18 protein-coding genes and 1 riboswitch are annotated in these 27,000 nt (G+C 66.0%); of the genes, 6 read left to right on the plus strand and 12 right to left on the minus strand.

The genetic code is table 11. From position 1 onward, the window contains the following. Positions 1 to 2,301, minus strand: coding sequence for a TonB-dependent receptor (locus tag ASF14_RS05205; RefSeq protein ID WP_056432791.1), 2,301 nt, complete (start codon positions 2,299 to 2,301; stop codon positions 1 to 3). 31 nt (positions 2,302 to 2,332) lie between these two features. Next, a riboswitch (TPP riboswitch) is annotated at positions 2,333 to 2,442 on the minus strand. 126 nt (positions 2,443 to 2,568) lie between these two features. On the opposite strand from ASF14_RS05205, the gene ASF14_RS05210 reads away from it, so the two are divergent. Both ASF14_RS05210 and ASF14_RS05215 read left to right on the plus strand, forming a co-directional pair. Then, a complete protein-coding gene (locus ASF14_RS05210; protein WP_056432653.1) occupies positions 2,569 to 4,992 on the plus strand; it encodes a S9 family peptidase in 2,424 nt (807 codons plus the stop codon). A 187-nt stretch (positions 4,993 to 5,179) separates the two neighbouring features. Beyond that, a complete protein-coding gene (locus ASF14_RS05215) occupies positions 5,180 to 6,979 on the plus strand; it encodes a DUF885 domain-containing protein (protein ID WP_056432655.1) in 1,800 nt (599 codons plus the stop codon). Between the two features lie 9 nt (positions 6,980 to 6,988). On the opposite strand, the gene ASF14_RS05220 is transcribed toward ASF14_RS05215, so the two are convergent. After that, complete coding sequence (locus ASF14_RS05220; protein ID WP_443025759.1) at positions 6,989 to 8,770, minus strand: M14 family metallopeptidase; 1,782 nt, start codon at positions 8,768 to 8,770, stop codon at positions 6,989 to 6,991. Positions 8,771 to 8,963: 193 nt separating this feature from the next. On the opposite strand from ASF14_RS05220, the gene ASF14_RS05225 reads away from it, so the two are divergent. Further along, positions 8,964 to 10,151: a DUF2252 family protein gene (locus tag ASF14_RS05225; RefSeq protein WP_056432660.1), complete on the plus strand. Its 1,188-nt coding sequence runs from the start codon at positions 8,964 to 8,966 to the stop codon at positions 10,149 to 10,151. A gap of 263 nt (positions 10,152 to 10,414) precedes the next feature. Here the strand turns inward: ASF14_RS05225 and ASF14_RS05230 are convergent, their stop codons facing one another. The 7 genes from ASF14_RS05230 to ASF14_RS05260 form a co-directional block, all read right to left on the minus strand. Continuing rightward, the gene (locus ASF14_RS05230; protein WP_056432663.1) at positions 10,415 to 10,657 is read right to left on the minus strand and encodes a hypothetical protein; all 243 of its coding nucleotides are present in this window, start codon (positions 10,655 to 10,657) and stop codon (positions 10,415 to 10,417) included. Between the two features lie 160 nt (positions 10,658 to 10,817). After that, the gene (katG, locus tag ASF14_RS05235) at positions 10,818 to 13,043 is read right to left on the minus strand and encodes a catalase/peroxidase HPI (RefSeq protein WP_056432793.1); all 2,226 of its coding nucleotides are present in this window, start codon (positions 13,041 to 13,043) and stop codon (positions 10,818 to 10,820) included. Positions 13,044 to 13,369: 326 nt separating this feature from the next. After that, the gene (locus tag ASF14_RS05240) at positions 13,370 to 14,644 is read right to left on the minus strand and encodes a PQQ-dependent sugar dehydrogenase (RefSeq protein ID WP_236696935.1); all 1,275 of its coding nucleotides are present in this window, start codon (positions 14,642 to 14,644) and stop codon (positions 13,370 to 13,372) included. 39 nt (positions 14,645 to 14,683) lie between these two features. Then, positions 14,684 to 15,559 (minus strand): NAD(P)-dependent oxidoreductase, encoded by an 876-nt coding sequence (locus tag ASF14_RS05245; RefSeq protein WP_082442088.1) that lies wholly within the window; start codon positions 15,557 to 15,559, stop codon positions 14,684 to 14,686. After that, positions 15,556 to 16,734: an L-rhamnonate dehydratase gene (locus ASF14_RS05250; protein WP_056432666.1), complete on the minus strand. Its 1,179-nt coding sequence runs from the start codon at positions 16,732 to 16,734 to the stop codon at positions 15,556 to 15,558. Before ASF14_RS05250 ends, ASF14_RS05245 begins: the two co-directional genes overlap by 4 nt. Continuing rightward, the gene (locus tag ASF14_RS05255) at positions 16,731 to 17,987 is read right to left on the minus strand and encodes an MFS transporter (RefSeq protein WP_056432669.1); all 1,257 of its coding nucleotides are present in this window, start codon (positions 17,985 to 17,987) and stop codon (positions 16,731 to 16,733) included. The genes ASF14_RS05250 and ASF14_RS05255 overlap by 4 nt, the downstream gene beginning before the upstream one ends. Beyond that, positions 17,977 to 19,674 (minus strand): GH39 family glycosyl hydrolase, encoded by a 1,698-nt coding sequence (locus ASF14_RS05260; RefSeq protein WP_082442089.1) that lies wholly within the window; start codon positions 19,672 to 19,674, stop codon positions 17,977 to 17,979. The genes ASF14_RS05255 and ASF14_RS05260 overlap by 11 nt, the downstream gene beginning before the upstream one ends. 388 nt (positions 19,675 to 20,062) lie before the next feature. On the opposite strand from ASF14_RS05260, the gene ASF14_RS05265 reads away from it, so the two are divergent. After that, a complete protein-coding gene (locus ASF14_RS05265) occupies positions 20,063 to 20,794 on the plus strand; it encodes a FadR/GntR family transcriptional regulator (protein WP_056432672.1) in 732 nt (243 codons plus the stop codon). 40 nt (positions 20,795 to 20,834) lie between these two features. Here ASF14_RS05265 and ASF14_RS05270 read toward each other — a convergent pair whose 3' ends face one another. Further along, on the minus strand, positions 20,835 to 22,391 hold the full coding sequence (locus ASF14_RS05270; protein ID WP_056432675.1) for a DHA2 family efflux MFS transporter permease subunit: 1,557 nt from the start codon (positions 22,389 to 22,391) through the stop codon (positions 20,835 to 20,837). A 125-nt stretch (positions 22,392 to 22,516) separates the two neighbouring features. On the opposite strand from ASF14_RS05270, the gene ASF14_RS05275 reads away from it, so the two are divergent. Both ASF14_RS05275 and ASF14_RS05280 read left to right on the plus strand, forming a co-directional pair. Continuing rightward, the gene (locus ASF14_RS05275; protein WP_056432678.1) at positions 22,517 to 23,569 is read left to right on the plus strand and encodes a type III polyketide synthase; all 1,053 of its coding nucleotides are present in this window, start codon (positions 22,517 to 22,519) and stop codon (positions 23,567 to 23,569) included. Further along, positions 23,566 to 24,084 (plus strand): isoprenylcysteine carboxyl methyltransferase family protein, encoded by a 519-nt coding sequence (locus tag ASF14_RS05280; RefSeq protein WP_056432681.1) that lies wholly within the window; start codon positions 23,566 to 23,568, stop codon positions 24,082 to 24,084. The genes ASF14_RS05275 and ASF14_RS05280 overlap by 4 nt, the downstream gene beginning before the upstream one ends. Here the strand turns inward: ASF14_RS05280 and ASF14_RS22130 are convergent. After that, positions 24,047 to 24,790 carry a hypothetical protein gene (locus ASF14_RS22130; protein ID WP_236696936.1) on the minus strand — a complete coding sequence of 248 codons (744 nt, stop codon included), beginning with the start codon at positions 24,788 to 24,790 and terminating at the stop codon, positions 24,047 to 24,049. The two genes, ASF14_RS05280 and ASF14_RS22130, sit on opposite strands and share 38 nt — an antisense overlap. Continuing rightward, positions 24,783 to 26,990, minus strand: a complete 2,208-nt coding sequence (locus tag ASF14_RS05295; RefSeq protein ID WP_056432690.1) for a PAS domain-containing sensor histidine kinase — start codon at positions 26,988 to 26,990, stop codon at positions 24,783 to 24,785. The genes ASF14_RS22130 and ASF14_RS05295 overlap by 8 nt, the downstream gene beginning before the upstream one ends. Positions 26,991 to 27,000: the final 10 nt, after the last annotated feature.

Below are 27,000 nucleotides of genomic sequence, written 5' to 3' on the forward strand. Positions count from 1 at the left end.
TCAGAAGGCGCGCGACACGGTGGCGACCACCGCCGCACCGCCGCCGACATAATAGCCCGGCGCATTGCCCGTAATGACCGTGTCACCGCGCCCGATCGTATCGCGAGCGTTGGTGGTCACCGCCTGGACACCCGCCAGGACATGCGGATTGGTGACGTTGATTGCATTCAGTCGCAAATCGGTCCGCTTGCCGTCCAGCCAGTCGGCCAGATGCACGCCAATCGCCAAGTCCAGTGTCGCATAGCCTGGAATGCTCTCGTCATTCATGAAGGTGGCATATTGGCGGTCGACATATTTGCCCGCGATGCTGCCGAACAACAGCCCATCGTCATAGGTGCCGCCGCCGCCGATCTGGAAGGTCGGGCTCGACACCGCGCGCTTGCCCCGCGTCGGCAGAAAGTCGGTGCCCACCGGCAGATCGTCGTCGATCCGCGCGCGCAGATATTCGCCCGAGACATAGACGCTGACGCCCTTGGCGGGGCGATAGTCGATCTCGCCATCGACGCCGTAAGAGGTCTGCCCCCCGGCATTCAGCGTCGAATTGACCAACGCGCCACCATTATCGATCACGGTCGCCAGCTGGCGGTTGCGGAACTTGTAGTGGAAACCGGTGACGGACGCCGACAGGCTAGGGCCGATATAGCGATAGCCCAGTTCCTGCGACACCGAATATTCGTTCTTCAGCGCGTCCGTGCCGCGCGTCGTAACGACACCGCCATAATAGCTGTCGTAGAGCGTGAACTCGTTGGGCGTGCGGAAATTGGTGGTGATGTTGGCGAACAGCTGCTGCCGGTCGTCGATCGCGTAGTGGACGGCAGCACGCGGCAGGGCGACGAAGCTGTTGCGGCGGACCGCGCTCTGCGGCCCCGGCAGATAGTTGCGGCCGTTGCGCAGCAGGTTGACGCCCTTGAAGCCGATATCGACCGTCAGCCGCGGGGTCAGCGCGATGCTGTCGGCGAGGAACACGCTCTTCGTCACGGTGACGGTGCGCTGGTTCTCATAGGCGAGCAGACGGCCGTCGGCGGTGCGGATCGCCCGGCTGCGATAGCCCCAGCGGTCGGCGGGGCGGCCGTCCGCATCGACCGACGTATAGGTCTGCGTCACCCGGTCGGTGCCGTAATCGAACCACAGCCCCGCCGTCAGCCGGTGGATGCCCGCCTGTAGGGTCAGCTTGGCGACCTGCCCGGCCCGCATCTGGTCGCCGGTATAGTTGCCGAGCACCGTCGCCACGCCGTCCACCGCCCCGGGCAAGGTGATCGGCTGGGTCAGTTCCTCATTGCCCAGGAAGTTGCCGGTCGTCGCCAGCTGCGTGCCATAAGGCGAATTGCCATAACCGAACTGGAGATAGCTCGTGCTATCGAAGGTCAGCCGGTCCGACAGCACCAGATGCACCGGTGCCGAGGCATAGAGATTGCGGAACGGCGCGCGGTACAATTCCCAGTAATTGGTATCGCCCGGCGTATAGCGCGCGTCGTAATTGAACCCGCGCCCTTGCGCCTGCCACTCGGCAAGCGTCGGGCTGGGGTAAGCGGAGGAATTGGCGTCGTTGTACGACAGCGCCAGGCTGGCCCGGTTGCCATTGCCCCACTCACGCAGCAGCTTGGCATCGACATGCTGGCGCGTATCATATCCCGCCCCCCGCCAATTGTCCGCACGCGTATTGGAATAGGAGACGAACGCCTTCAGGCCCGTGCTCCCGATCTCCCCCGTATCGACCCGGACGAAGACACGGCGCATGGCATAGGAACCGAGCGCCAGGTCGGCGAGCATTTGCCGCGTCGCCTTGGGATCGTCGAGGCTCAGCGACAGCAAACCGCCCGCACCCACGACGGTCGGGGCATCGAGATCCACCGATCCCGGCGACAGCGCGATGCGACGCAGATTCTCGGTATCGGCGAATTGCGAGGGATAGGCGTAATAATAGCCGATATCATTCTGCGGCGCGCCCTCCATCAGCACCCCGATCTCGTCCTGCCCCAGGCCGCGCAGTGTCAGGCTGGAACTGGTCGACAGGCCGTAAGGGTCGCTGGAGGCAACGTTCGCACCGGGCAGCAGGTTGACCAGCTGGAAGGCGTTCTGGGTCGGGGCCTGCTTGACGATGAAGTCGGTCGCGACCTCGCTGACCGCATGGGGCGCGGTCTGATCGGGCAGCAGGCCTTCGGGATCGCGGTGGCCGATCACGCGAATATCGGCTGAGGCATCGGGGGCTTGCTGCGCCGAGACCGTCACCGGCCACGCGGCGGACAGCATCAGGGCAGCAAGGCGGATCATCGTTTGATCGCGCGAAATCACAACCGGCATCGTCTTTTCGTCCACTTCACGGAGGGACGACGGAAGAGCCGCGTACCCTCCCTACGCCGGTATGACCCGGATCAGGTTCAGCGGGTCATGGGCTGCTGCCCACCTCTCAACAGCGCATCAGCGGCCCCCCGGGGATGGCGCCGTCTAGGCGGTTATGCGCCGCATGCAAATGCTTATCGCCTCTGGCCTTGCCGCAAACCCCGAAAGGACTGGCAGGCCCGACGCGCCCGTGGCACATGATCCGCCATTCATCATAAGGGGTTACGAATGCGCGCTGGTGCCTGCCTGATCGCTCTGCTGCTTGCCACCACTGCCCATGCGCAGACGCCCGGCACCACCTATCACCGCGCACCCGATGCCATCGCCAAGGCGCTGGAAAACCCGCCGACCCCGGCCGTCGCGGTCAGCCCCGACCACCGCACGCTCGCGATCCTGGGGCGGGAGAACCTGCCGGCGATCGCCAATCTGTCGAAGCCGATCCTGCGCCTCGGCGGCTATCGCATCGATCCCGTGACCAACGGCCAGGCCGAGGTCCGCGTTCAATGGCTGAACGCGCTGAGCTTCAAGGACATCGGCAGCGGCCGGACCGTCGCGGTCCAGTTGCCCAGCGGAATGCGCTTCGCGTCGCCGGACTGGTCGCCCGACGGCAGCCGCCTCGCCTTCTATGCGCAGGATACGGACGGCCTGTCGCTCTGGGTCGCCGAGCGCGATGGCCGGGCGCGGGCGGTCGCACGGGGGCTGAACGGCGCCTTCGGCACGCCGTTCGTCTGGATGCCGGACAGCCGGTCGCTGGTCGCCTATACGGTTCCCGCCGGGCGTGGATCACCGCCCCCCGCCGCGACGACGCCGACCGGCCAGATCGTGCAGGAAAGCAGCGGCCGGACATCGGCTGCGCGCACCTATGAGGACCTGCTCGGCGATGCGCATGACGAGGCTCTGTTCGACCATTATTTCACCGGACAGCTCGTCCGCATCGGCCTGGATGATACCGCCCGGCCGATCGGCACGCCCGGCCTGATCCGTGATTTCAGCGTCTCGCCCGATGGCCGCTACCTGCTGACCGAGCGGCTGAAGCGGCCCTATTCCTATCTGCTGCCCGCCCGTTTCTTCCCGACCGAAATCGCGGTCTCGACCATCGATGGACAGTCGGTAAGGACGCTCGTCGACCGCCCGCTCGCCGACGACCTGCCGGTCGATTTCGATGCGACGGTAAAGGGCCCGCGAGAGGCGGAGTGGCGGTCCGACGCGCCCGCGACCCTGGTCTGGGCCGAGGCGCTGGACGGCGGCAACCCGCGCGTGAAGATCGCCTTCCACGACAAGGTCATGATGCAGGCCGCGCCCTTCGACGCCCCGCCGGTCGAACTGGCCCAGACCCCGGCGCGCTATGCGACGACGATGTGGGGCGATGACGGCTTCGCCATGGTCGTCGACCGCGAATGGCGCAGCCGCACCGAGCACCGCCTGGCGGTGGCACCGTCGCGGCCGGGGCAGAGCCGGATGCTGCTGACCCGCAATTATCAGGATCAATATGGCGATCCGGGCCGCCCGATCCTGATGGAGAATGCGGCGGGCAAGCCGGTGATGCGCTTCACGCCCGGACATGACGGCATCTATGTCACCGGCGACGGCGCGACCAAGGCGGGAGCCTTCCCGTTCCTCGCCACCATGACGCTGGCCGGTGGCGAGCAGAAGCGGCTTTGGACCGCCAAGGCCCCCTATTACGAACCGGTCGTCGCGATGCTCGACGACAAGGGCCAACGCATCCTGACCCGGCGGGAGAGCGCGACGCTCGCCCCCAATTACGTGATCCGCACCGTCAAGGGCGGCGGGGCGAAGGCGATCACCACCTTTGCCGACCCTGCCCCCGTCTTCGCGGGCGTCACCCAGCGGACGATCACCTATAATCGCGCCGATGGCGTGCCGCTGTCGGCTACTCTCTATCTGCCCGCCGGTTACGATACAAAGCGCGACGGGCCGCTGCCGACGCTGCTCTGGGCCTATCCGGCCGAATATACTGACGCCAAGGTCGCCGGACAGACGGTCGACCAGGGCAATCGCTTCGTGCGGCCGCGCGGGATCAGCAACCTGTTCCTGCTGACCCAGGGCTACGCGATCCTCGACAATCCGGCGATGCCGATCATCGGCGAGGGCGGCGCGGAGGCGAACGACACCTATGTCAAACAGCTGCGCGAGGATGCGCAGGCGGCGGTCGACGCGGTGGTGAAGCTGGGCGTCGCCGACCGGACCCGCATGGCGGTCGGCGGCCATAGCTATGGCGCGTTCATGACCGCCAATCTGCTGGCCCATACCGACCTGTTCCGCGCCGGGATCGCGCGGTCAGGGGCCTATAACCGCACCCTGACCCCGTTCGGCTTCCAGGCCGAGCAGCGCACATACTGGCAGGCGACGCCGACCTATACCGAGATGAGCCCCTTCACCTATGCGGACCGGATCAAGGCGCCCATCCTGCTCATCCATGGCGGTGCCGACGACAATAGCGGCACCTTCCCCATTCAGTCGGAGCGGATGTACGCCGCGCTGAAGGGCAATGGCGCGACCGTCCGCTATGTCGTCCTACCGAACGAACCGCACGGCTATCGCGCGCTGGAATCGACCGAGGAGACACTGTGGCAGATGACCGACTGGCTTGACCGCTACGTCAAGCCGAAGCAGCCTGTGGCGGCGGACTGACCGGCATTCATGGTGCGTGGTCATACGGGCGTTTGACCGTCGGCCCTCCAAACGCACGCCTCCCTCGCCCCTCACAGAGGGGAGAGAGCGGTATTTACACAGACGATCCGCATCAGATGCCCGCTTGCCCAGCAGCCACTTTGTCGCCTAGCTTCCCGTAAATAGCTTTATAACGGGGAAAAACGGCATGGATCGTCGCAACTTCATTATGTCCGGCGCGGCCACCGCCGGGCTGACCATGTTGCCCACGCGGTCCGCCTTCGCGCAGACGTCTGGCGACGCGCGCCTGAACACCGCCTTCGATCAGGTCCTGGCGGAGACGGTGCGCGAGTCGCCCGAATTCGCGACCTCGCTAGGTCTGGACACCGGCCGGAATGCCGACCTTCGCCACCAGCTGGGCGACAACAGCTACGGCGCCATTGCCAAGAACCTGGCCCGCAGCCGCAAGGCGCTCGCGCTCGTCACCGCCGTCGACCCCGCCTCCCTATCGCCCCAGGCGCGGATCGATCGTGAGGTCGTGCTCTACAACATCAAATCGAACATGATCGGCCCGGAGCAGTTCGGCCTTGCCTCGCCCCAGGGCCCCTATCCGATCTCGCAGCAGGACGGCGTGTATTTCTCGCTGCCCGACTTCCTGGCCTCGACCCATCCGGTGAAGACCGCGGACGATGCCGAGGCCTATCTCGACCGGCTCGCTTTGATGGGGCGTCAGCTCGACAACGAAACCGACGTGCAGCGGCGTGAAGCCGCCAAGGGTCGCCTGGCGCCCGACTTCTCGCTCGACCTCGCGCTGGGCCAGATGGCGAAGCTCCGTTCCCCCGCCGCCGCCGACAGCCAGCTGGTCCAGGCGCTGACCCGCCGCGCCGGCGCGGCGAATATCGGTGGCGACTGGAAGGCGCGCGCGACCCGGATCGTGGCGGAACAGGTCTATCCCGCGCTCGACCGCCAGATCGCCCTGCTGCGCTCGCTGCGCCCCTCGGCCCGCAGCGCCGCGGGCATCTGGGCGCTGCCCGATGGCGAGGCGATGTATGCTGCGGCGCTCGCCCAGGCGACCACCACCACCCTGTCACCCGATGCGGTGCATCGCATGGGCCTGCAACAGGTCGCCGAGCTCACCGCCCAGCTCGACACGATCCTGCGCGGCCAGGGTCTGACCCAAGGCAGCGTCGGTGCGCGCCTCGATCAGCTCAACCGCCAGCCTGCGCAGCTATACGCCGATAACGACGCCGGACGTGCCGAACTGCTCGCCAGCCTCAATGCCAGTGTAAAGGCGATGCAAGCCCGCCTGCCCCAGGCGTTCACGAACCCGCCCAATGCCGCGCTGGAGATCCGCCGCGTCGCGCCCGAAATCCAGGACGGCGCGCCCAACGGCTATTATTTCCGCGCCCCGCTCGATGGTTCGCGTGCGGCCATCTATTGGATCAACCTCAAGAACGTCCACGACTGGCTCAAATACACGCTGCCCAGCCTGACCTATCACGAGGGCGTGCCGGGCCATCACCTTCAAATCTCGACCGCCCAGCGTGCGCCGACGCATCCGTTGCGCAAGATCGCCTTTTTCAATGCCTATCTCGAAGGCTGGGCGCTTTATGCCGAGCAATTGGCCGACGAGCTGGGCGGCTATGCCTCACCCGTCGAGCGCGCGGGCTATCTCCAGTCTTTCCTGTTCCGCGCCGCACGACTGGTGGTCGATACGGGCATCCATACCAAGCGTTGGACGCACGAACAGGCGACCAAATATCTTGTCGACACGGTCGGCTTCGCCCCCGGCCGTTCGCAGCGCGAGGTCGAGCGCTACTGCGTCTCGCCCGGCCAAGCCTGCAGCTACAAGATCGGCCACGCCGCCTGGCTGCGGGCCCGCGAAAAGGCCAAGGCGATCGCGGGCAGCCGTTTCGACCTGAAGCATTTCCACGACGTGCTGGAAGCGGGTGCGATGCCGCTGTCGATGCTCGAGCGTATCGTCGAGGAGCGGGCGCGCGCGGTCTGACGCCGCGCGTCAGTCCACCTCGCGCGCAATCGGGTAGCGAAGCGGATAGGGATGCCCCGGCCCGGCCTCGGCATAAAGCCAGGCCAGCCGGGCGTCCGCGTCGGCGGCGAAGGCCGGCTCTTCCTCGAGCTTCTTCTCGAAGCGACGCTTCACATCGGCATCGGTGTCGAGAAGTTGCTCTCCCAGAGCGGCGAGCACATAGCCGTCGGTATTGGGCGCCGGTGCCAGCATCTCCGGGAAAAAGCCCCAGGCCAGGAACGAGTCCTGGCTTTCGGGTTCCAACAGGGCGGCGGCCAGCAAGCCCAGCGGCTGATCGGCCGGAACACGGACACTGCCCGCCGGCATCTCCTGCTCGACACTGGCATGGGCGAAGCGTGCGGTGATCGGATAGCGTCCCTCATTGGGCTGCGACAATTTCGGGTCGATCAGTTGGACCCGGTCGAGCTTGCGGATCTGCGGCGCCTGTATTGTCTCGAACCGGATGCCGTGCAGGCGGAGCCGTTCGATCACCTCGGTCTGCTCGGGCGGAATCCACCAGGCCTTGGGCAGGCGAACGCTCTCGACCGGCTGCTGCCCAACGATCGGCATCCGGAAGGTGATTGGCTTGCCCAGCCAGCGCTGCTCGTCGCGCCCGGAGGCGGGTGATCGATAGGTGTCGAATGCGACGCCCTTGAAATTCTCGATCCAGCCGATCGGCGCGGCGGCGGGCTTCCACCGCGTCAGCAACTCGGCGGGGCGGCTCGCCCGGTCGGCCGCCTTGGCCTCCGCGATCCGGGCGCGATCGGTGGCGGCGACCTTCAGCGCGGCTTCCAGCAGGACATAGGTCCCCAGAACGCGCTGACGATAGGGTTTGAGCATATGGTTCTCGACCAGCACGGTCGGCATGCCGATGAAATCGCCATAGCCGGTCGAATAGCGCGGCCCTTCGGGGCTGTAGCGTATGCCCTTTTCCGGGTGCCGCGTATCGATCGGGCTGGGATAGATGATCGGAATATGCCCCGCCGCCGTCAGCGCGGCCGAAACCGCCGGACCGAAGCGACCCTCCAGCCAGTCGGCGGTGGCACGGTGCCGCGCATAGGTGCCCCAACCGGCATAGGTAAAGGTCACGTCATACTGCATGTCGAAGCCTTCACTGACATGACAGTCGATATAGAGGATCGGGTCGAGCGCGCGGATCAGGCCGATCATCGCGCGCGATTCCGGCGCATCCAGCTTGGCGTAATCGCGATTGAGGTCGATATTGCGCGCATTGGCGTCCCGCCCCTTTTCGGCCGGGCCCCGGATATGCGGATAGTTGTAGGCGCTCCTCTGTTCATGCCCGTCGATATTGTAGATCGGCACGAACACCAGATCGACCTGATCGAGCAGGCTGTCCTTCCCGCGCAGCGCAATATCGCGCAGCAACATCAGCCCGGCATCCTTGCCGTCGATCTCGCCCGAGTGGATGCCGCCCTGCACCAGCACGACGGGCTTGCCCGCCCCCCCCTTGCTGGCGCGGACATAGATCATCTCGCGCCCCTGGGTGGTGCGGCCGAACGTCTCGACGCGGATGAGGGGCGACGCCGCTTGCAGACGTGCGAGCCATGCCCTCACCTCGGCATAACGCGGCGTCGTCCGGAAACCCGATGCCTCGACCGGGGTGATCCAGGGATCGCCCGCCTTTGCGACCAGGGCTTCGCTCTTCCCGGACCATGGCAATGTCGGCGGCAGGCGCGCGGGCTGCTGCGCAGTCAGACTGCCTGCCGTCGTCAGTAGCAAAAGGCCGAGAAGGGGAGCACGCTTGGTCTGCAAGGCAGCACTTTCAAAGGGGACCGACATGAAGCCGCCGCTGTATGATACGATATAGCGTACCGCAACCCGGTGCTTGTGCCGGCCCGATATCGCTTGTGTGGCGACAGCCCAAATCGCGCCGCCAGCAATGTTTTGTTACTTTCGGCGCGCCGTCGCGTTGTCGTGAAGTAACTCGTTCGAGGTCCCGTCACACATGCCATTTCCCGCCGATCGCAATGCCATTCTCGAAGCCCGTCGTACGCTGAAGATGGCGCGATCCGCCCATGCCTATGTCCGCGGCAACACGGCGAAATTCTACGAATGGCTGGCTGCATCCAAGACGGCGCGGCGGGTGCCGCAGGGACCGGCGATCTGGATTTGCGGCGACTGCCATCTGGGCAATCTGGGGCCGGTCGCCAATGGCCATGGCTCGGTAGAAATCCAGATCCGCGATCTCGATCAGGCCGTAATCGGCAACCCCGCCCATGACCTCATCCGGCTCGGCCTGTCGCTGGCCACGGCGGCGCGCGGCTCTGACCTGCCCGGTGTCGTGACCATGCGCATGATGGAGGCGATGGTCGAAGGCTATGCCACGGCCTTTCGCGGTCCCGATCGCGACGATCCCGACCTCGACTCCGAGATCGTCCGCAGCGTCGAGCGTGAGGCCCTGGGTCGGCGCTGGCGCCATCTGGCCAAGGAAAGGCTGGACGCCGTCGAACCGCTTATCCCGCTGGGCAAGAAATTCTGGGAGTTGTCGCCTGAGGAGCGTGAGGCACTGACCGCGCTGTTCGCCGACGAACGGGTCGGTGCCATGGTGCTGTCGCTGAAGGGCAAGCCGCAGGACCGCGAAGTCCGGCTGGTCGACGCTGCCTATTGGATGAAGGGGTGCAGTTCGCTCGGCCTGCTGCGCTACGCCGCGATCGTGGCGCTCCGGACGCGCAAGGGTAACTGGTCGTACGCGCTGGTCGATCTGAAGGAGGCGACCGCTCCCATCGCCCCCGCAGCGCCCGGCGCGGAAATGCCGAGCGACCCTGCGGAACGGGTGGTGACCGCGGCCCGTCATTTGTCCCCCTATCTCGGCGAGCGGATGATGCCCGTCACGATGCTGGACCGCTCGCTCTTCATCCGCGAACTGACCCCGCACGACATGAAGCTGGAGGTGGATCAATTTAGCCAGGGCGAGGCGGTTCGCGCCGCCCGACACCTGGCTTTCGTGGTCGGAACCGCCCATGCGCGCCAGATGGACGCGGCCGCCCGCTCCGAATGGCTGGCGATGATCGAAGCGGATCGGAGCGGTGCGCTCGACACACCGTCATGGCTCTGGGAAAGCGTCATTACGCTCTCCGGCAGTCACGAAACGGGCTATCTCGAACACTGCCGACGCTATGCCATCGCCGCCTGAAGCGGGACAGCATTACATTGAAGCAACGTGAGCCCCTCCCCTTCAGGGGAGGGGTTGGGGTGGGGCCTTTCCACGAACGCCGTGCTTGTGGAAGCGCCCCACCCCCGGCCCCTCCCCTGAAGGGGAGGGGTGGTTTCATCTCAGGTCATCAGGCTCTGGGGTCAGATCCATGGTCATCATTGCTGCTTTCTTCCTTCTCCCCTCTATGGGGCGAGGGAAAGACAGGGCGCATGTTGACGCTCGGGGGAGAGCTCAAGCCCCAATCAGCCGGAATTGGCCTCGGCGATCTGGCGCGCCATGCGCTCGGCATCCTTGGCGACCTGTTCGTCGTCCAGCTCGCGACGCAGCCACCGCACCTCGTGAAGATTGCCGTGCTCGTCGAGTTCACCGCATCCGATCCGCTTGCCATAGTCCAGCAGCGCGCACGTCGCCCCGGGGACATGCGCCCGGACGATCTTCTGCACCTCATCGATAACATATTCGCCGGAACCAGCAATTTGCGTCATATCATCCTCTGATCGAACCTCGGGATAGCATTCGTATCGACGCGCACGAAGTCGTTTCTTTGCCCCTCCCCCTATCGGACAGCGCAGCAGACATGAAAAAGGGGCGCGGTGCCCGGACCCAAGTCCGGCGCACCGCGCCCCCGCAAGGCAATCGACGGGCTTAGCTGGCCTGGTTGGCCGACACAGGCTTGGCGGTCACGTCGAAGCGATCGGCGTTCATCACCTTCACCCAAGCCCGCACGAAGTCGCGCACGAACTTTTCCTCATGCCCGTTCTCGGCATAGACCTCGGCTGTCGCGCGCAGCTGCGAGTTGGAGCCGAAGATCAGGTCGGTCCGCGTCGCGCGCCACTTTTCCTGGCGACCGCCACGGTCGTAACCGATGAACTTCTCGTCGCTCGACGCATCGACCAGATCCCAGAAGGTATCATTGTCGAGCAGGTTGACGAAGAAGTCGTTGGTCAGCTGACCCGGACGATCGGTCAGCACGCCTTCCGGCGCATCGCCGAAGTTGGCACCCAGCACGCGCAGGCCACCGACCAGCACGGTCATCTCCGGCGCGGACAGGCCCAGCAACGCCGCCCGGTCGAGCAGCAGCTCCTCGGTCTTCACCGGGTTGCGGGTCTTCAGATAGTTGCGGAAACCATCGGCCTGCGGCTCCATCCACTTGAAGCTCTCGACATCGGTCCATTCCTGCGTCGCATCGCCGCGACCGCCCAGGAACGGAACGCTGACGTCGAACCCGGCATCACGCGCCGCCTTCTCGACCGCCGCCGAACCCGCCAGCACGATCGCATCGGCCAGCGACATGTCGCCGCGCAGTTCGTTGAGCTTTGCCAGCACCGTCTGGAGCTGTTCGGGCTCGTTGACCGCCCAGTCCTTCTGCGGAGCCAGCGCGATGCGGGCACCGTTGGCGCCGCCGCGATGATCCGACCGGCGATAGGTCGACGCCGAGGCCCAGGCGGTCTTGACCATCTGCGCGACCGTCAATCCGCTGGACAGCACCGCATCCTTGAACGCAGCCACGGCCGCATCCGACGGTGCGGTGCCTTCCGGCACGGGATCCTGCCAGATCAGCGTCTCTTCGGGAGCTTCCGGCCCAAGATAGCGGATCTTCGGCCCCATGTCGCGGTGGGTCAGCTTGAACCAGGCCCGGGCAAACGCATCGTCGAGCGCCGACTGATCGTCGCGGAAACGCAGCGCGATCTCGCGGAACTCGGGATCCATCTTCAGCGCCATGTCGGCGGTGGTCATGATCGTGGGCACGCGCTTGTTCGGGTCGCGTGCGTCGGGGGCCATGTCCTCCGGATCAGGGTTGACCGGGGTCCACTGCTTGGCACCCGCCGGGCTCTGCGTCAGCTCATAGTCGTATTTGAACAGCAGCCGCAGATAGTCGCCGGTCCACCGGGTCGGATTGTTCGACCAGGCACCCTCGATGCCCGAGGTCGTGATATGGCCCTGGCCGATCTCCTCGCTGTCGGTCAGCCAGCCGAGACCCTGCTGGTGGATCGCTTCCGAGGCGGGGTTCTTGAAGCCCGTGGGGGGCTTTGCACCATGCGCCTTGCCGAAGGCGTGGCCACCGGCGGTCAGCGCCACCGTCTCTTCCGAGTTCATGGCCATGCGCTGGAACGTCGCCTTCATGTCGCGCGCCGAGGTCAGCGGATCGGGATTGCCACCGGGACCTTCGGGATTGACGTAGATGAGGCCCATCTGGATCGCGGCAAGCGGCCCTTCGAGCTCGGGCAGTTCCTCGGTGATGCGGGTCTGCGCACCTTCGTCGACCCACAGCTCTTCGGCGCCCCAGAAGGTGTCACCCTCCGACGCATAGACATCCTTGCGGCCGCCCGCAAAACCGAAGGTCGGGCCGCCCATGCTCTCGATCGCGACATTGCCCGCCAGGATGAACAGATCGGCCCAGCTGATATGCTTGCCGTATTTCTGCTTGATCGGCCACAGCAGGCGCCGCGCCTTGTCGAGATTGCCGTTGTCCGGCCACGAGTTGAGCGGCTCGAAACGCTGCTGACCCGAGGACGACCCGCCGCGCCCATCGGTCACGCGGTAGGTGCCGGCGGCGTGCCAGGCCATGCGGATCATGAAGGGGCCATAATGGCCATAGTCCGCCGGCCACCAGGGCTTGCTGTCGGTCATCAGCGCGAGCAGGTCCGCCTTGACCGCGGCATAGTCGAGCGTGTTGAACGCCTCGGCATAGTCGAAATCTTCGCCCATCGGATCGGGCGAGATGCCGTGCTGGTGCAGCATGTCGATCGGCAGCGCATCGGGCCACCAATCCTTGTTGGTCCGCCCCAGCAGCGACCGCGCCTTGACCTCGCCGCCGCCCTTGCCGCCCATCGGGCAACCGCTGCCCTTGGGCTGTTCGTAATCGGCCATGTCGGTGTCCTCTTCCAACCGGTGTTCCTATGGGAGCGAAGGTGCCGCATCGGACAACATGCTGTCCAAGCGATTTTTCGGGCCTGACAGATTTCATTAATCGATCACTATCGGCACCGTGCTCATGGAACAGAATGCCTATGACCGCGACCGGTTGCAGAATGGCAGGACGGACCATCTGTCGGGTCGCACGTCCCAGCCCGCTGCCGGGCAGCGGGGAATGACGACCGCCCGCCCCGCCCTGAAGAGCGGGAACGGACAGTGCCTATCAACAAGCGCGGGTAAGACCGCCGGGCGATCTTTCTCCGGCCCGGCGATCCGGCGACTTACGCCGAGCGTCGCGATGACAATCGCAGCAACCGGCCGCCATCGCCATCCTCCAACACCCACAAGGCGCCATCGGGACCGGCCATCACGAAACGGATGCGGGCCCCCATGTCCCAGCGCGCCGCTTCCCGTGGCTTGATGCCGTCGAACGTGATCTGCACCAGCAGGTTCGATCCCAGCCCCCCGACAAAGGCCGAACCGCGCCATTCGGGGAACATGTTGCCCCGATAGAAGGTGAAGCCCGCAGGGGCGATGACCGGGTTCCAATAGAGCGCCGGTTGCCGGAACTGCGGCTTGGTATCGGGACGGGGGATCGGCTTGTCGTTGTAATTGTCGCCATAGGAGACCAGCGGCCAGCCATAATTGGCGCCGGGTTCGATCAGGTTGAGTTCGTCGCCGCCCTTCGGCCCCATCTCGGTTTCCCACAGCCGCCCCTGATCGTCGAAGGCGAGGCCGTAAGGATTGCGCAGGCCGCTCACCCAGGTTTCGGCCGGGGTCAGGTTGGGCGCGGGCATCGTCGCCTGCCGGACCTTGGCGGTGGCGGCGGCGACCGTATCCTCGGGCGGATCGATGATGCCAATGCTCGTCGCGCCGGTCCTGCCCGCCGCCGGATTGCCGGGCGCGGGCTTGCCGTCGAGCGTCAGACGCAGGATCTTGCCGAGCGCCTGATCGGGGTCCTGCGCCGGGGTGAAACGCTGCCGCTCGCCCACCGTCAGGAACAGATACTGCCCGTTCGGCGAAAAGGCGATATAGCCGCCAAATTGTCCCCCAGCACCGCGCGGCAGTTGCCGCCAGATGACCGACAGGTTCGCCAGCGAAGCGCCCCCTGCCCCCTCCATCAACGTCGCGCGCGCGAGGGCCAGCCCGTCGCCGCCTTCGCCCGGCTCGGCATAGGTCAGATAGACCTGCCGATCCTGTGCGAAGGTCGGCGATGCGATGACGAAGAGCAGGCCGCCCTGCCCTTCATGATGGACCGTCGGAACGCCGCCGACCGGGGTCTTGGCCCCCGCCTTCGTCACCAGCCACAGCTTGCCAGGCTTTTCGGTGACCAGCATGCGGTCGTTGCCGATAAAGGTGAGCGCCCAGGGATCGTCGAACGTCGCGATCGCCTCGGTACGGAACGGCTTGGACGTCGCGGGCTTGGCGTTCCCGTAATTGACCGGCGCTTCCGCGGAACTTGCCGCGGGGCCGTTTTCCTCCGCCTTGCCGCAGGCGGTCAGGGTCATCGCCAGCGTGGCGAGCGGCAGGACGAAGGGTGGGATGCGATGGAACACGGGGGATGAAATCCTTGGCAAAGACGCGGAAGACGGGTGTCAGCAATGCTGGGGGCGAAGCGGCTCGACGACGGCGGCGATGTCCTCGTTCGCCCGCCCGGCCGCCGCCGCCGCCTCGAACCGGGCGCGTGCGGCAGCGGCGCTGGCGAGATCGATACCCTGCGCATCGAACGCCGCCTGGGCATAGGACAGGTCCTTGGCCATCAGCGGGATCAGGAATTGCGGGTCATAGGCACGCTGAAGCATCCGCCCCGCGACCGCACCCAGCAACGGACTGCCCGGCGCTCCACTCGCCAGCAGGCCGACCGCACGGTCGACATCCAGCCCGCTCCGTTCGATCATCGCGACGGCTTCCGCCAGGCTGGCGATCTGCACGCCGCACAGGAAATTGTTGACCAGCTTCAACAGCGCGCCGCTGCCGGTATCGCCCAGATGGATGGTTTCGCTGCCCATCGCCGCCAGAACGGGTTGGGCCGTCTCCACATCGGACGCGGCACCCCCCACGAGGAAGCGCAGCTGCCCCGACGCGGCCTGCACCTTGCTTCCCGTGACCGGCGCATCGAGAAAGCCGATACCGCGCCCCTTGGCGGCCGCGGCCAGCTCGCGCACCCAGTCGATCGTCAGCGTGCTCGCCTCGATCAGGATGCTGCCGGGACGCATCGCCGCCAGCGCGCCCCCGTCCAGCCAAACGGCGCGGGAGGCATCGTCGCTCGACAGCATCCCGATCGCGACATCCGCCTGCGCCACCGCATCGGCCGGTGTCTCGGCAACGTACGCTCCGGCGCTCGCCAGCGAGGCGGCCTTGTCCTTCGAGCGGTTCCACACGGTGACGTGGAACCCCGCCTCCAGCAGCTGGCGCGCCATGCCGCCACCCATGATGCCCAGGCCCAGCAGGGCCACGTTGCGGATCGTCATTGCGTCACCTCGAATTGCAGGAGTGCGGCCTCGTCGATCTCCAGCCCCAGGCCGGGAAGATCATCGGACAGCCTGATATAGCCATCCTGCGCGACGGGCTCGCCCTTGAAAATATACCAGAACAGTTCGTTGCCCACTTCCACGTCGACCTTGGGAAAATATTCCGCGATCGGCGAGTTCAGGCTGGCCATCACGACGTGATAATTATGCATCTGCCCGGCATGCGGTACGACCGGGATGCCATGCGCCTCGGCCAGCGCCTGGATCTTGCGGGCGGCGGTCAGGCCGCCGACCCGGTTCGTGTCGAACTGGATGTAATCCAGCGCGCGAGCCTCAATCAGCTGGCGGAAGCCGTAGCTGGTGAATTCATGCTCGCCCGCCGCGATCGGCGTCGATCCGAAACGGCGCAACTCGTGATAGCCATGGATATCGTCGGGGATGATCGCCTCTTCCAGCCAGCGGAGGTTGAACGGTTCGATCAGCCGCATCATCCGCTTCGCATAGTCTAGGCTCCAGCCCATATAGGCATCGGCCATCACGTCGATCTCATCGCCCACGGCTTCGCGCACCGTACGCACCAGCTCGACATTGCGTGCCATACCCGCCGCACCGTCGTCCGGGCCCCAGCCGAAACGCAGCTTCATCGCGCCGAAGCCTTGTGCCTTGTAGCGTCGGGCTTCCTCGGCCAGCTCGTCGAGCGGCACGGAATAGAGGCGGCTGGCATAGACGGGGATATGCGGCCGGGTGCGTCCGCCCATCAGGCGGAAACAGGGCTGCCGGGCGTCCTTGCCCATCAGGTCCCACAGCGCAATGTCGATGGCGGAGATCGCGGCCATCACCACGCCCTTGCGCCCGAACGCCATCGTCTTGCGGTACATGTGCTGCCACAGGAACTCGGTGTCCCAGGGATTGCAGCCGATCAGCAGCGGTGCCAGCGCACCGTCGATGATCTGCTTGGCGACCATCGGCGCCAGCGCGGCATTGCCGATGCCGACCAGCCCGGTATCGGTGAATATCTCGACGATCAGCCAGCCGTGGAAGGTGAAGCTGCCCATCGTCTCGGGCGAGAGCATGGGCGAAACGGCGTCCATCGGATTGGTGCAGAAATGGGGCGGCAGGGCCTGTGTGCGGCCCTTCCACTGCACGACGCGGGTGCGGACTTCGGTGATCTTCACGCGGTGTTTCCTTCACGGTCGAGTTGTTGGATGCGCGGAACCGCCAGACAGATCAGCGCGAAGGCCAGGACGTGGAGCGAGGCGGCGACCGCCAGCACGGGGGCATAGCCATGGCCATGGTCGAGCGCCCACCCCGCTGCCTGGCCCATGACGATGCCGCCGAACGCGCCGCCCATGCCGACCAGCCCCGCGAGACGCCCCAGCGCCGCGCGCGAGATCATGTCGGTCGGCAGCGTCATGACCAGGGTCGACCAGCCCTGCTGGCCGAAAAAGGCCAGGCTGAAGATGGCCAGCACTATCCCCACCGTTTGCGCCTGCGGGACCAGCATCACCCAGGGCATGCACGCGGCGCAGGCGGCCAGCGCGATCTTGCGGGCGGCGTTGACGGACATGCCGCGTGCGAGCAGTCGGCTCGACAGCCAGCCCGCGCCGATACTGCCGCCGCCCGCCGCCGCATAGGGAATCCAGCCCAGCGTCGCGGCCTGTTTGAGGTCGAAATGATGCACCTCGAACAGATATTTGGGCAGCCAGAACAGGTAGAAATACCAGGCGCCGTCGCTCAGGAACTTGGCGCCGACGATACCGGCGACCTCACGCCGGGCAAGAAGCGCACGAACCGTCGGCGCCTTCGCGGGATGGTCCGGCACAGCCGCCTCCGGGAGCGGATCGCGATAGGATACGGCCCACGACACCGCCCAGACCAGCCCCAGCGCGCCGGTCACGAAGAACACCCAGCGCCAGCTCGCCAGGCCGAACCAGTTCGCCTTTGCGAGCAGCAACGCGATCAGTGGCGGGGCGATGACCGCGCCGACCGATGTCCCGGCATTCACGATACCCATCGCGGTCGCACGGGCGCGGGGCGTGAAACGCTCGGCAATGGCCCGTGTGGCGGCGGGAAAGCCCCCGCCCTCGCCGATGCCCAGGAGCAGCCGACTGGCGACCAGCGCCACCACCCCGCCCGCCAGCCCATGACTGGCGCAGGCCAGCGACCAGAACGCCATGATCGCCACGAAGCCGACCCGCGTTCCCACCCGGTCGAGCAGCCAGCCACCCCCCAGATACATCAAGCCATAGGTCGCCAGGAACGCGGAATCGAGCAGCGCCTTGGTCTGGTTGCCGATCGGGATATCCTTCTGGATATGCCCGATCACCCAGGGCAGTGTCTGTCGATCGAGATAGCTGATGGCGATCGCCGTCGCCACCAGCAGCGCGATCCCCCATGACCGTGTGGCAATCGGGGTATCAACGCGCATTCAACACGACCAGCGCGACGCCCTGTCTGGGCACCGTGATCGACGTGGTAACCGTGTCGCGCGCCTCGGCCGTCAGGGTGATGGGCTGCGGCTGCATCGCCGATGCCTTTTCCAGCGCGGCATATTGCGTGACGTTGGGATTCAGCGGCGACCCCATCTTCTTCCAGGCGGAAAAGGCATTGGCGTTGTCCTCATCGACGCGGAACAGCGTCGCCGTCGGGGCCCGGCCACGGACGCCCCGGATCGTCAGGCGGATCGCCGCGCTCGGGCCGGGCACGTCGTCATCGTGATAGTGCCACAGGAGGACGGCGACCTGGCCGTCCTTGGTCCGCGTGGCGAGCGTGCCGACATCCGCCTGCCCCCGCACGCCTTTGGCCATGATCTCGTCCAGCGGCAGCTCCGCATCGCTCGTCGCGGCCAATTGGTCGGTTCCCAGCTTCGCGAACATGCGGAATATGTTGAGCACGGGCAGGTCGATGCCGTTGGACGACAGCTGGCGATACCCCGCGAACCAGGGCTGGTCCTCGAACTCGAACGCCCAGGTCAGCACGCCTTCCAGATTGACGTTGCGCCGCTTCGCCAGGGCCCAGATGCGCGGGAAGCTGGCCGCCGTATAGCTGGAATACATGGTGCCGTTGCGATAGCCGTTCTTGAGGCCGGGACACGCCGCGCAGCCCTCGGGATCGCTTTCGCCGATCACGACCGGCTTGGACGCCAGCGCTGGCATGGACAGCGTCTTGTCGAAGCCGCCGTTCACGCCGCGAAGGTGAACGTCGAGACCCATGCGGACATGGCCGTCCACGAACTTGGGGTCCCCCTTGGCATGGAAGGCCAGGAAGTCCGTCGGCGTTCCGACCTGGCCGGTGGCGTAATTCTTGCCGCTGGTCACATGGCGCAGGAAGCCGTCCATGAAGCTGCCACCGGGACCCGCCGAATCCATGCCGCCGACCCGCGCCGTGGGCAGCGCGCGGCGAACGCCATCGATGGCATAGTCGTGCAGCTTGTAGAACTCCTCCGGCGTGCCCTGCCAATAGGCTCCGTTCGGTTCGTTCCAGACCTCGAAATACCAGCGTTCGACCTCGGCACGGCCATAGCGTTCGACATTGTGGCGGGTCCATTGATAGACCAGCTCGCGCCACTTGTCATAATCCTTGGGCGGATAGGCCCAGCCGGTGATGATGTATTTATAGTCGAAGCCCGGACGCCAGTTGTGCCGGTACGGCGTCCCCGCCGGGGCCGTCGACATCGCCTCCGGCATGAAGCCGATCTGGAGGTACGGCTTGACGCCCCGCGCGATATAGGTGTCGATGATGCGGTCGACATTGGTCCAGTCGTAGATCGGCTTGCCGTCCTTGGTCTCCCGATAGATGTTGGTGCTGCCCCATTTGAACGCCGGTGTGCCGTCGCCGGTGTTCAGCAGGTTGTGCGCCCGGAAATACACCTCGCCGCGCCGCAGGTCGCCCAGTTGCACCAGCAGTTTCTCGCCGTCCTTCATCGTCGCATAGTTCGGTTCGTCCGCTCCGAAGAACCGCCACGACGGCGGCAACGCCCCGACCGTCTTTGACGCATCCACCGAGACCGCCACGGGTCGCGGCGCCGCCACCGCCGCCGGGGCAGACTGCCCGTGCGACGGCGCGGACATCAGCAACGCGCCCATGGCGACCGACAAGCCGCTGAAATATCTCATGACCTTATCTCCATAAAGGCGTTGGGGATCGAACGGGGACACGAAGGTCCGCTGCGAAAGCGCAATGACGGACGGGAATAGGGCTCAGCGGCGGCGAACGGCTCCACTGCGCCTTCCGACGCCGTGCGAACCGCAAACCGGAGCGGCGCGGTTCCGTTTCGCACGATCGCCTTGAGCAGCGCGACACCTATCCCCTGCCTTGCCATAGCCCCTTTCCCCGAGCGGTATGCCACCGCCTCACGCCACAACCATAACTTGTAGTACCAGATTTCACAACGACAAAGAATTGGGACTTTGTCGTATCTTGTCCCTTTGCAATCTTGTAAGACATTGGACCCGACAGCGGTTGCGCTTGACGCATACCGGCTGTCGTCACCATGGTGTTGATATGACTGCCGATGACGCCCCCGACTTCGTTCGCAAAAGCCGCCCGACCGACATACGCGGGGGGATCGCCCATGAATTGGGGGTGGCGATCGTGAGCGGCAGGTTGGCCCCCGGCACTGCGCTCGTCAGCGAAGAGCGCTACAGCAGCGAGAACGGCGTTTCACGCGGGGCGTATCGCGAGGCGCTGCGAATCCTGGCGGCCAAGGGTCTTATCGTCAACCGCGTGAAGAGCGTCACGCGGGTGACCGAACGGGCCAAGTGGAACATGCTCGACCTCGACGTCCTGGGCTGGATGTTCGAGGGGGGACCGACGCCCGAATTCATCGCCAGCATCTTCGAACTGCGCAGCATCGTCGAACCGTCCGCCGCCATGTTCGCGGCCCGGCGGCGTGACGAGCGGCAGCTGGCACGCATGGGCCATGCCCTGGGAGAGATGGAGCGCTATGGCCTGCTCGACCCTGCCGGGCGGGCGGCGGATCAGGCCTTTCACCTGACGATCCTGGAGGCCACGCGGAACGAGCCGTTGATGACCCTGTCCTCTTCGATCGCGGCGGCGGTCGAGTGGACGACCCGCTTCGCCAGGGACGAGCGTCGCCAGTATCGCGACCCGATGCCGGATCACCATGCGGTGTACGCCGCCCTGATCGAAGGCGACGGGCGGGCCGCCCGTCACGCCATGGAGATACTGATCGGCAACGCGTCCAGCGACGCCGGTGTCGACCCCGATCGATGATGGGACGGGCGTCGGGCGGTTAGGGGTCGAATACTCCGCGTCATTCGACGGGGGTACGCCGCACCCACAGCACCGCGAGCAGGACGATGGCGGTCAACACCCCGCACATCGCCCAGGCGGCGTTGACGGCGGGGACGAGCGCAGCCTTTTCCACCAGCGGCCGCACCATCTCGACGGCGAAATCGTCGAGCGGCTGGCCGCGCTGTTCCAGAAAGGCGTCCTTGGGGATGCCGATGCGCAGCGCCGTGTCGAGGTCACCCGCCTGAAGGCGGCTGGCGATATGGCGCCCCTCGGTCGCGGCGCGGCTGAAGATCATCGTGTCGACCAGTGCCAGCCCGACCGCACCGCCCAGATTGCGCATCAGGTTGAACAGCCCGCTGCCATCGGCGACCAGCGTGCGCGGCAACCGGCCCAGCGCCATGCGGGTCGGCGGCAACAGGCAGAACATGATCGCCGCGCCGCGCACCACCTGGGGCAGGATCATCGCCTGAAAATCGGTCTGCGCGGTCTGGCTCATGCTCATCAGCAGGCCGATCGCGAACAACCCGAAGCCGAAGGCGGTCAGCCAGCGCGGATCGACCCGCCGTTCGGCCCAGACGGCGATGGGCGCGCTCACCAGTTGGGCGATGCCGGTGACCAGCATAATCTCGCCGATGCGCAGCGCGCCATGCTCGCGCACCAGCCCCAGGAAGAAGGGCATCAGATAGGTCGAACCGAACAGGCCGAACCCCAGGACGAAGCTGAACAGGCATCCGATCGCGAAATTGCGGTCGGCAAAGCAGCGCAGTTCGACCAGCGGCACCGCCGCACGCCATGTCCGTACGACGAACCCGCCCCCGCACGCCACGAAGACCGCCAGCAAGCCCAACACGCGCGCATCGCCCCAGCCGCGCGTCGGCGCGTCCTTCAACCCGATCTGCAACGCGACAAGCGCGGCGGCGAGCAGGACCAGCGCTGCAATGTCGATGCTACGGCGCGTGCCCGATCGCTCGACCGCCGCCTCGCCGCGCAACAGCCACGCCACGCCCAGTGCCGCGACGATACCCGGCACGATGTTGATGCGGAACAGCCAGTGCCACGAAAAGGATTGCGTCACCCATCCGCCGACGATCGGCCCGATGGTCGGCGCCAGAACGGCGGCCACCCCGGCGATGGTGGTCGCCAGCCCCTGTACCCGTACCGGGAACAGCAGGAAGACGGCGGAAAACACGATGGGGATCAGCGTACCGCCCGAAAAGCCCTGCACGACCCGCCACAGGATTAGGCTTTCGAAACTGCCGCTCAGCGCGCACCCGATCGAGGCCAGGGTGAACAGGCTGACCGCGCCGACGAACAGCCGCCGCATCCCCAGCACGTCGGTCAGATACCCCGTAAGCGGGATCGCGACGATTTCGGCGGTCAGATAGGCGGTCTGGATCCAGACCATCCGATCGGGCGCGATGCGCAGCGCGGCCTGGATCGTCGGCAGCGAGGTCGCGACGATCTGCACGTCCAGGATCGCCATGAACATGCCCAGGCACATGCAGGTGAAGCCGGCCCAGGCGGCGAACCCGGCCGTCTGCGGCTCGGAGGCGGGTGATGCGGTCGCGGGTGTCATATCGTCGCTACGCCTGCCATCCGTCGACCCCGTCCTGTATTTTTCGACAGGTTGAACAAGCCGCGACGCGGATCGTTGCGCTCCGGTATCCATTTCCGCCGGTTGACCGGCTACTCGGACGGTGCATGTCTCAACCGGTTGCCCTTCTGTCGCTTGCGACGCGCACGCCCCATCATCGACTGTCCCAGGATCAGGCCCTCGCCACGGCGCGGGCGTTGATCGGCGACCGCTTCGCCGATTTCGACCGGCTGGCCCCCGTCTTCGACCATGCGGGCATCGCCGAGCGCCAACTGGCCATGCCGCTCGACTGGTATCATACGCCCCGCTCGTTCGAGGAGCGGAGCGCCGCCTATCTCGACGTCGCGCTCGACTTGTTCGTCGCCGCTGCCCGTGGTGCGCTGGAGGAGGCCGGATTGGAAGCCGGCGACGTCGATGCCATCGTCACCGTCTCCTCGACCGGGATCGCCACGCCCAGCCTGGAGGCGCGGGCCATGGCGCATCTGTCGTTCCGGAACGATGTGCGGCGGGTGCCGGTCTTCGGCCTGGGCTGTGCGGGCGGCGCCACCGGGCTGGCGCTTGCCGCCGATCTGGCCCGCGCGCGACCGGGTTCGACGGTGCTGTTCGTCACGGTCGAACTGTGCAGCTTGGCGCTGAGGACCAACGGCGCGGACAAGGCCGACCTGATCTCCACCGCGCTGTTCGGTGACGGCGCGGCGGCGTGCCTGCTGCGAACCGGCGACGAAGGCTTTGCCCAGATCGTCGGTAGCGCGGAACACACCTGGAACGACACGCTCGACATCATGGGGTGGCGCACCGAGCAGACGGGGCTGGCCGTCGTCCTGAACCGCGCGATCCCGACCTTTGTCGAGCGCGAGATGCGTCAGGCCGTGACCGGCATGCTGAATGCGCAGGGGTTCGCCTTGTCGGATATCGACCGTTTCATCTGCCATCCCGGCGGGGCGCGCGTGCTAGACGCGCTGGAGATCGCCCTTGGCCTGGAGCATGGCGCACTGGCGCAGGAACGTGCGGTTCTTCGCGACCATGGCAACATGTCCGCGCCGACCGTGCTATTCGTGCTGGACCGCTATCGCCGGGAAGGCCTGCCGCTCCGCTCTCTGCTGAGCGCCTTGGGGCCGGGCTTCACCGCCTCTTCGCTGGTGCTGGAGTGCAATCGATGACCCTACCCTATGCCATCATGGCGTTCGTCACGCTACAGCGATTGAGCGAGCTGGTCATCGCGCGGCGCAACACCGCCCGGCTGATGGCGGCGGGTGCGCGCGAATATGGGGCGAGCCATTATCCGGTGATGGTCGCGATGCATACCGCGTGGCTGGTCGCCCTGTGGTTCAGCGTGGGCGGCCGGACGGTCTCCTGGCCGTTGCTCCTGGTCTTCGCCGTCTTGCAGGGGATGCGGATCTGGGTGCTGGCGACCCTGGGTCCGCGCTGGACGACGCGGATCATCGTCCTGCCGGGCGCGTCGCTGGTCGCCCGGGGGCCGTTCCGTTTCCTGCGCCACCCCAATTACGCCGTCGTCACGGCCGAGATCGCGGTGCTGCCCCTCACCTTCGGACTGGTCGGCATTGCCGCGCTGTTCACCGTCCTGAACGCGGCGATGCTGTATGTCCGGATCGGCGCGGAGAACCGCGCGCTGGGCCTCAGCGCCGGGTCGCAGCCGCCTCCCGCTCGGCCTTGATCCGCAGCATCGCGGCGTGACAGGTGGGCGAGGTCTGATCGATCTTCTGGATCATGCAGGCCTCGACCTTCTTGCGGCTCATCGACTTCATCTCCATCGGGCACAGCCGCCGCGCCTCGGCGACGCAGGCCTTCTTGCCCGGATCGGGCTCGGCCTGGGCGACGCCGATGGTCAGGGGCGACAACAGCGCCGCGATGGTCAGGGCTTTGTACATCATGCGACTTGCACCTCGTGATATCGTGGCTGCGATGTACCCCACAATATGGGTGACAGGCCAGTTTCGGATTTCACGGATCGAAGCGAAAACCGAGCTACTCTCCCGTAGTGAGGTCATTCCCGATGGATCACCCGCCCGATCGCTTGCGCGATCCGGGTGATGGTTGTCGGCTTTTCGCAGCGGGCCACGGTTGCGAAGCGGGTCGGCAAGGCCCCCTCCATCATATCCCGTCGTGAAGATCAGCGGTATCCCGCGTTCGATCAGGATGTCGGCGACCGGATAGGCCAGATCCCCGCCAAGATTGACGTCGAGAATGGCCCCGTCGATCCGCCGTTCGGATCGGGCCATCTCCAAAGCCTCCCGGAGCGTGCCAACCGGGCCCAGCACCACCGCGTCAGCCTCACCCAGTTCGATCCGCAGATCGTCGGCGATCAGAAATTCGTCCTCCGCCACCAGAATATGACAGCCGCTTAGTGTTCGTTCAGCCATGCGCCCCCACCTCCTTGCTCGCGGAAACTGGCAGCGAGATCGCGCAAAGCACGCCGTCCGGGCCATGTTGGTAGGATGTGCGCGCCCGAAGCTGATAGGGAAGCGCCCGCTCGATCAATTCGCGGCCCTGGCCGGTACCCTTCGGGGCCGATCCGGCGGGCGGCATGGCGACGCCGCTTTCCCGCCAATTTATATGGAGCCAGGGCTGCCCATCATCGCCCATGGGCTCGAGCGACCATGTCACGGCAAGGTGCCCGGTCGCTTGTCCCAGAGCGCCATATTTCACCGCATTCGTCGCCAGTTCGTGGAGCGCCATCGCCAGCGTCTGAACGGTTGACGAGCGCAAGCGCACGCCGGTCGGTCCCGTCAGCGTGACATGGTCCAGGCCGCCGTTGATCGCCGACAGCTCGGTTCGGATCAGATCGTCGAACATGACACGATCGACGTCATGAAGCCGGGACAGCAGCCCCTGTACCCGCGCCAGCGATTCCAGACGGTCCCGAAAGCGCAAGCGAAAGTCCGATAGATCGGCACTGGACCGCGCCGTCTTGTCGGCCATCGACCGCACGACGCCGATCAGGTTTCGGGTCCGATGCTGGAGTTCGTCGACAAGGATCGACTGGCGTTCCTGCAATTCCTTCAATTGCTGAACATCGGTCGTCGTGCCCAGCCATTCGACGATGCGCCGGGCATCGTCGCGGACCGGCATGGCACGCATATGGTGCCAGACATAGGCGCCGTCGCTCGCGCGCCGGACCCGGAACTCAACATCGATACGGCCCGACAAGGATGCCCCGTCCCATGCGCGCAGGACGGCATCATGATCGTCCGAACAAACCGCATCGAGCCAGCCGCGACCGATGCTGGCCGTCAGGCTCTGCCCTGTAAAGGCTTGCCACTGGCTGCTGGCCCAGCTCCACTGACCCCGTTCGGCCGAGCGCCAGACCAGCTGCGGTATCCCCTCGACCAGCAGGTGCAACCATGCCTCGCTGGCTCTCACGCGTTCTTCGATACGGCGGCGCTCGGTGATGTTGGTGAACAGGACAGCGACATGATGAAGCCCAGTGTCGAGCGGAAAGATATTGAGATCGAACAGCCGGTCCAGCGTCGGTTCGCTTTCCTCGACGCGGATCGAGCGGCCGGTATCGAGGACCTGGCCATACAGCTTCGTCCAATGCGGGTTCGGCGTGCCCAGCAATTCCGTCGCGGTCTGGCCGACCGGCCACGGCATGCCCGTATGTTGAAGGAAGGCGGGATTGACCTCGACAAAGCGAAAGTCGGCCCAGCGGCCATGGTCATCGCGAAGGACCTCGACCACGGCATAGGCCTCATCCATCGATTCGAAGAGGGCGCGATATTTGGCTTCGCTGTCGCGCAGGGCCGTTTCGGCGCGTTTGCGCGCGTCGATGTCGATATTGATCCCCGCCCATTTCTCGATGTGCCCCTCGGCATCGAGGACGGGACCGGCACGAACATTGGTCCAGCGCCAGCCGCCATCCGGGGCACGGAGCCGAAACTCCGCATCGACCAGCCCCCGTATCGTCATCGCCTCGCGCCACTGGCGTTCGGCATAGGCGCGATCGTCGGGATGAATGGCATCGAGCCAGCCATAACCCAGCCATTCCGTCTCCGTCTGGCCGGTATAGGCCCGCCAGCTTGGGCTGTCGGTGACGACGACACCGTCCGGATCGGTTTCCCAGACCGCCTGCGCCCAGCTTCCGATCAGCAGTCGATGTCGCGCCTCGCTTTCGCGCAAGGTGCGCTCGGCCAGGACCTGCGCGGTCGTTTCCCGCAAGGTCCACAGGACACCGGCGACCCTTCCCGCCTCATCGCGGACCGGGGCATAATCGACGTCGAACCACGCATCCTCCAGCCGGCCGTTGCGCTGTACGGGATAGCGCTGCGCCTGAAGGCGTGCCGACTTGCCCGCCATTCCGGCCGCAATGTCCGCCGCAAAAACATCGCGCGACCGGGCAAAGGTCTGAAAGGCGGATTGTCCCAGCGCGTCGACATGGTGTTCACGCAGAAGTTCGGTGAAGCGATCATTATAGAGGTGGATGGCCTCCTCACCCCAGACAAGGCTCATCATGCTGGACGACGCGAGCATGAGATCGACCACCGTCTTCAGGCTCTGCGGCCAATGTCCGATCGCCCCCAATGGCGTCTCGGTCCAGGCCCGATCGCGGATGCGGACCGCCATTCCCGTTTCG

Source organism: Sphingomonas sp. Leaf257 (assembly GCF_001422185.1).
GTDB classification, from domain to species: Bacteria; Pseudomonadota; Alphaproteobacteria; order Sphingomonadales; family Sphingomonadaceae; genus Sphingomonas; species Sphingomonas yabuuchiae.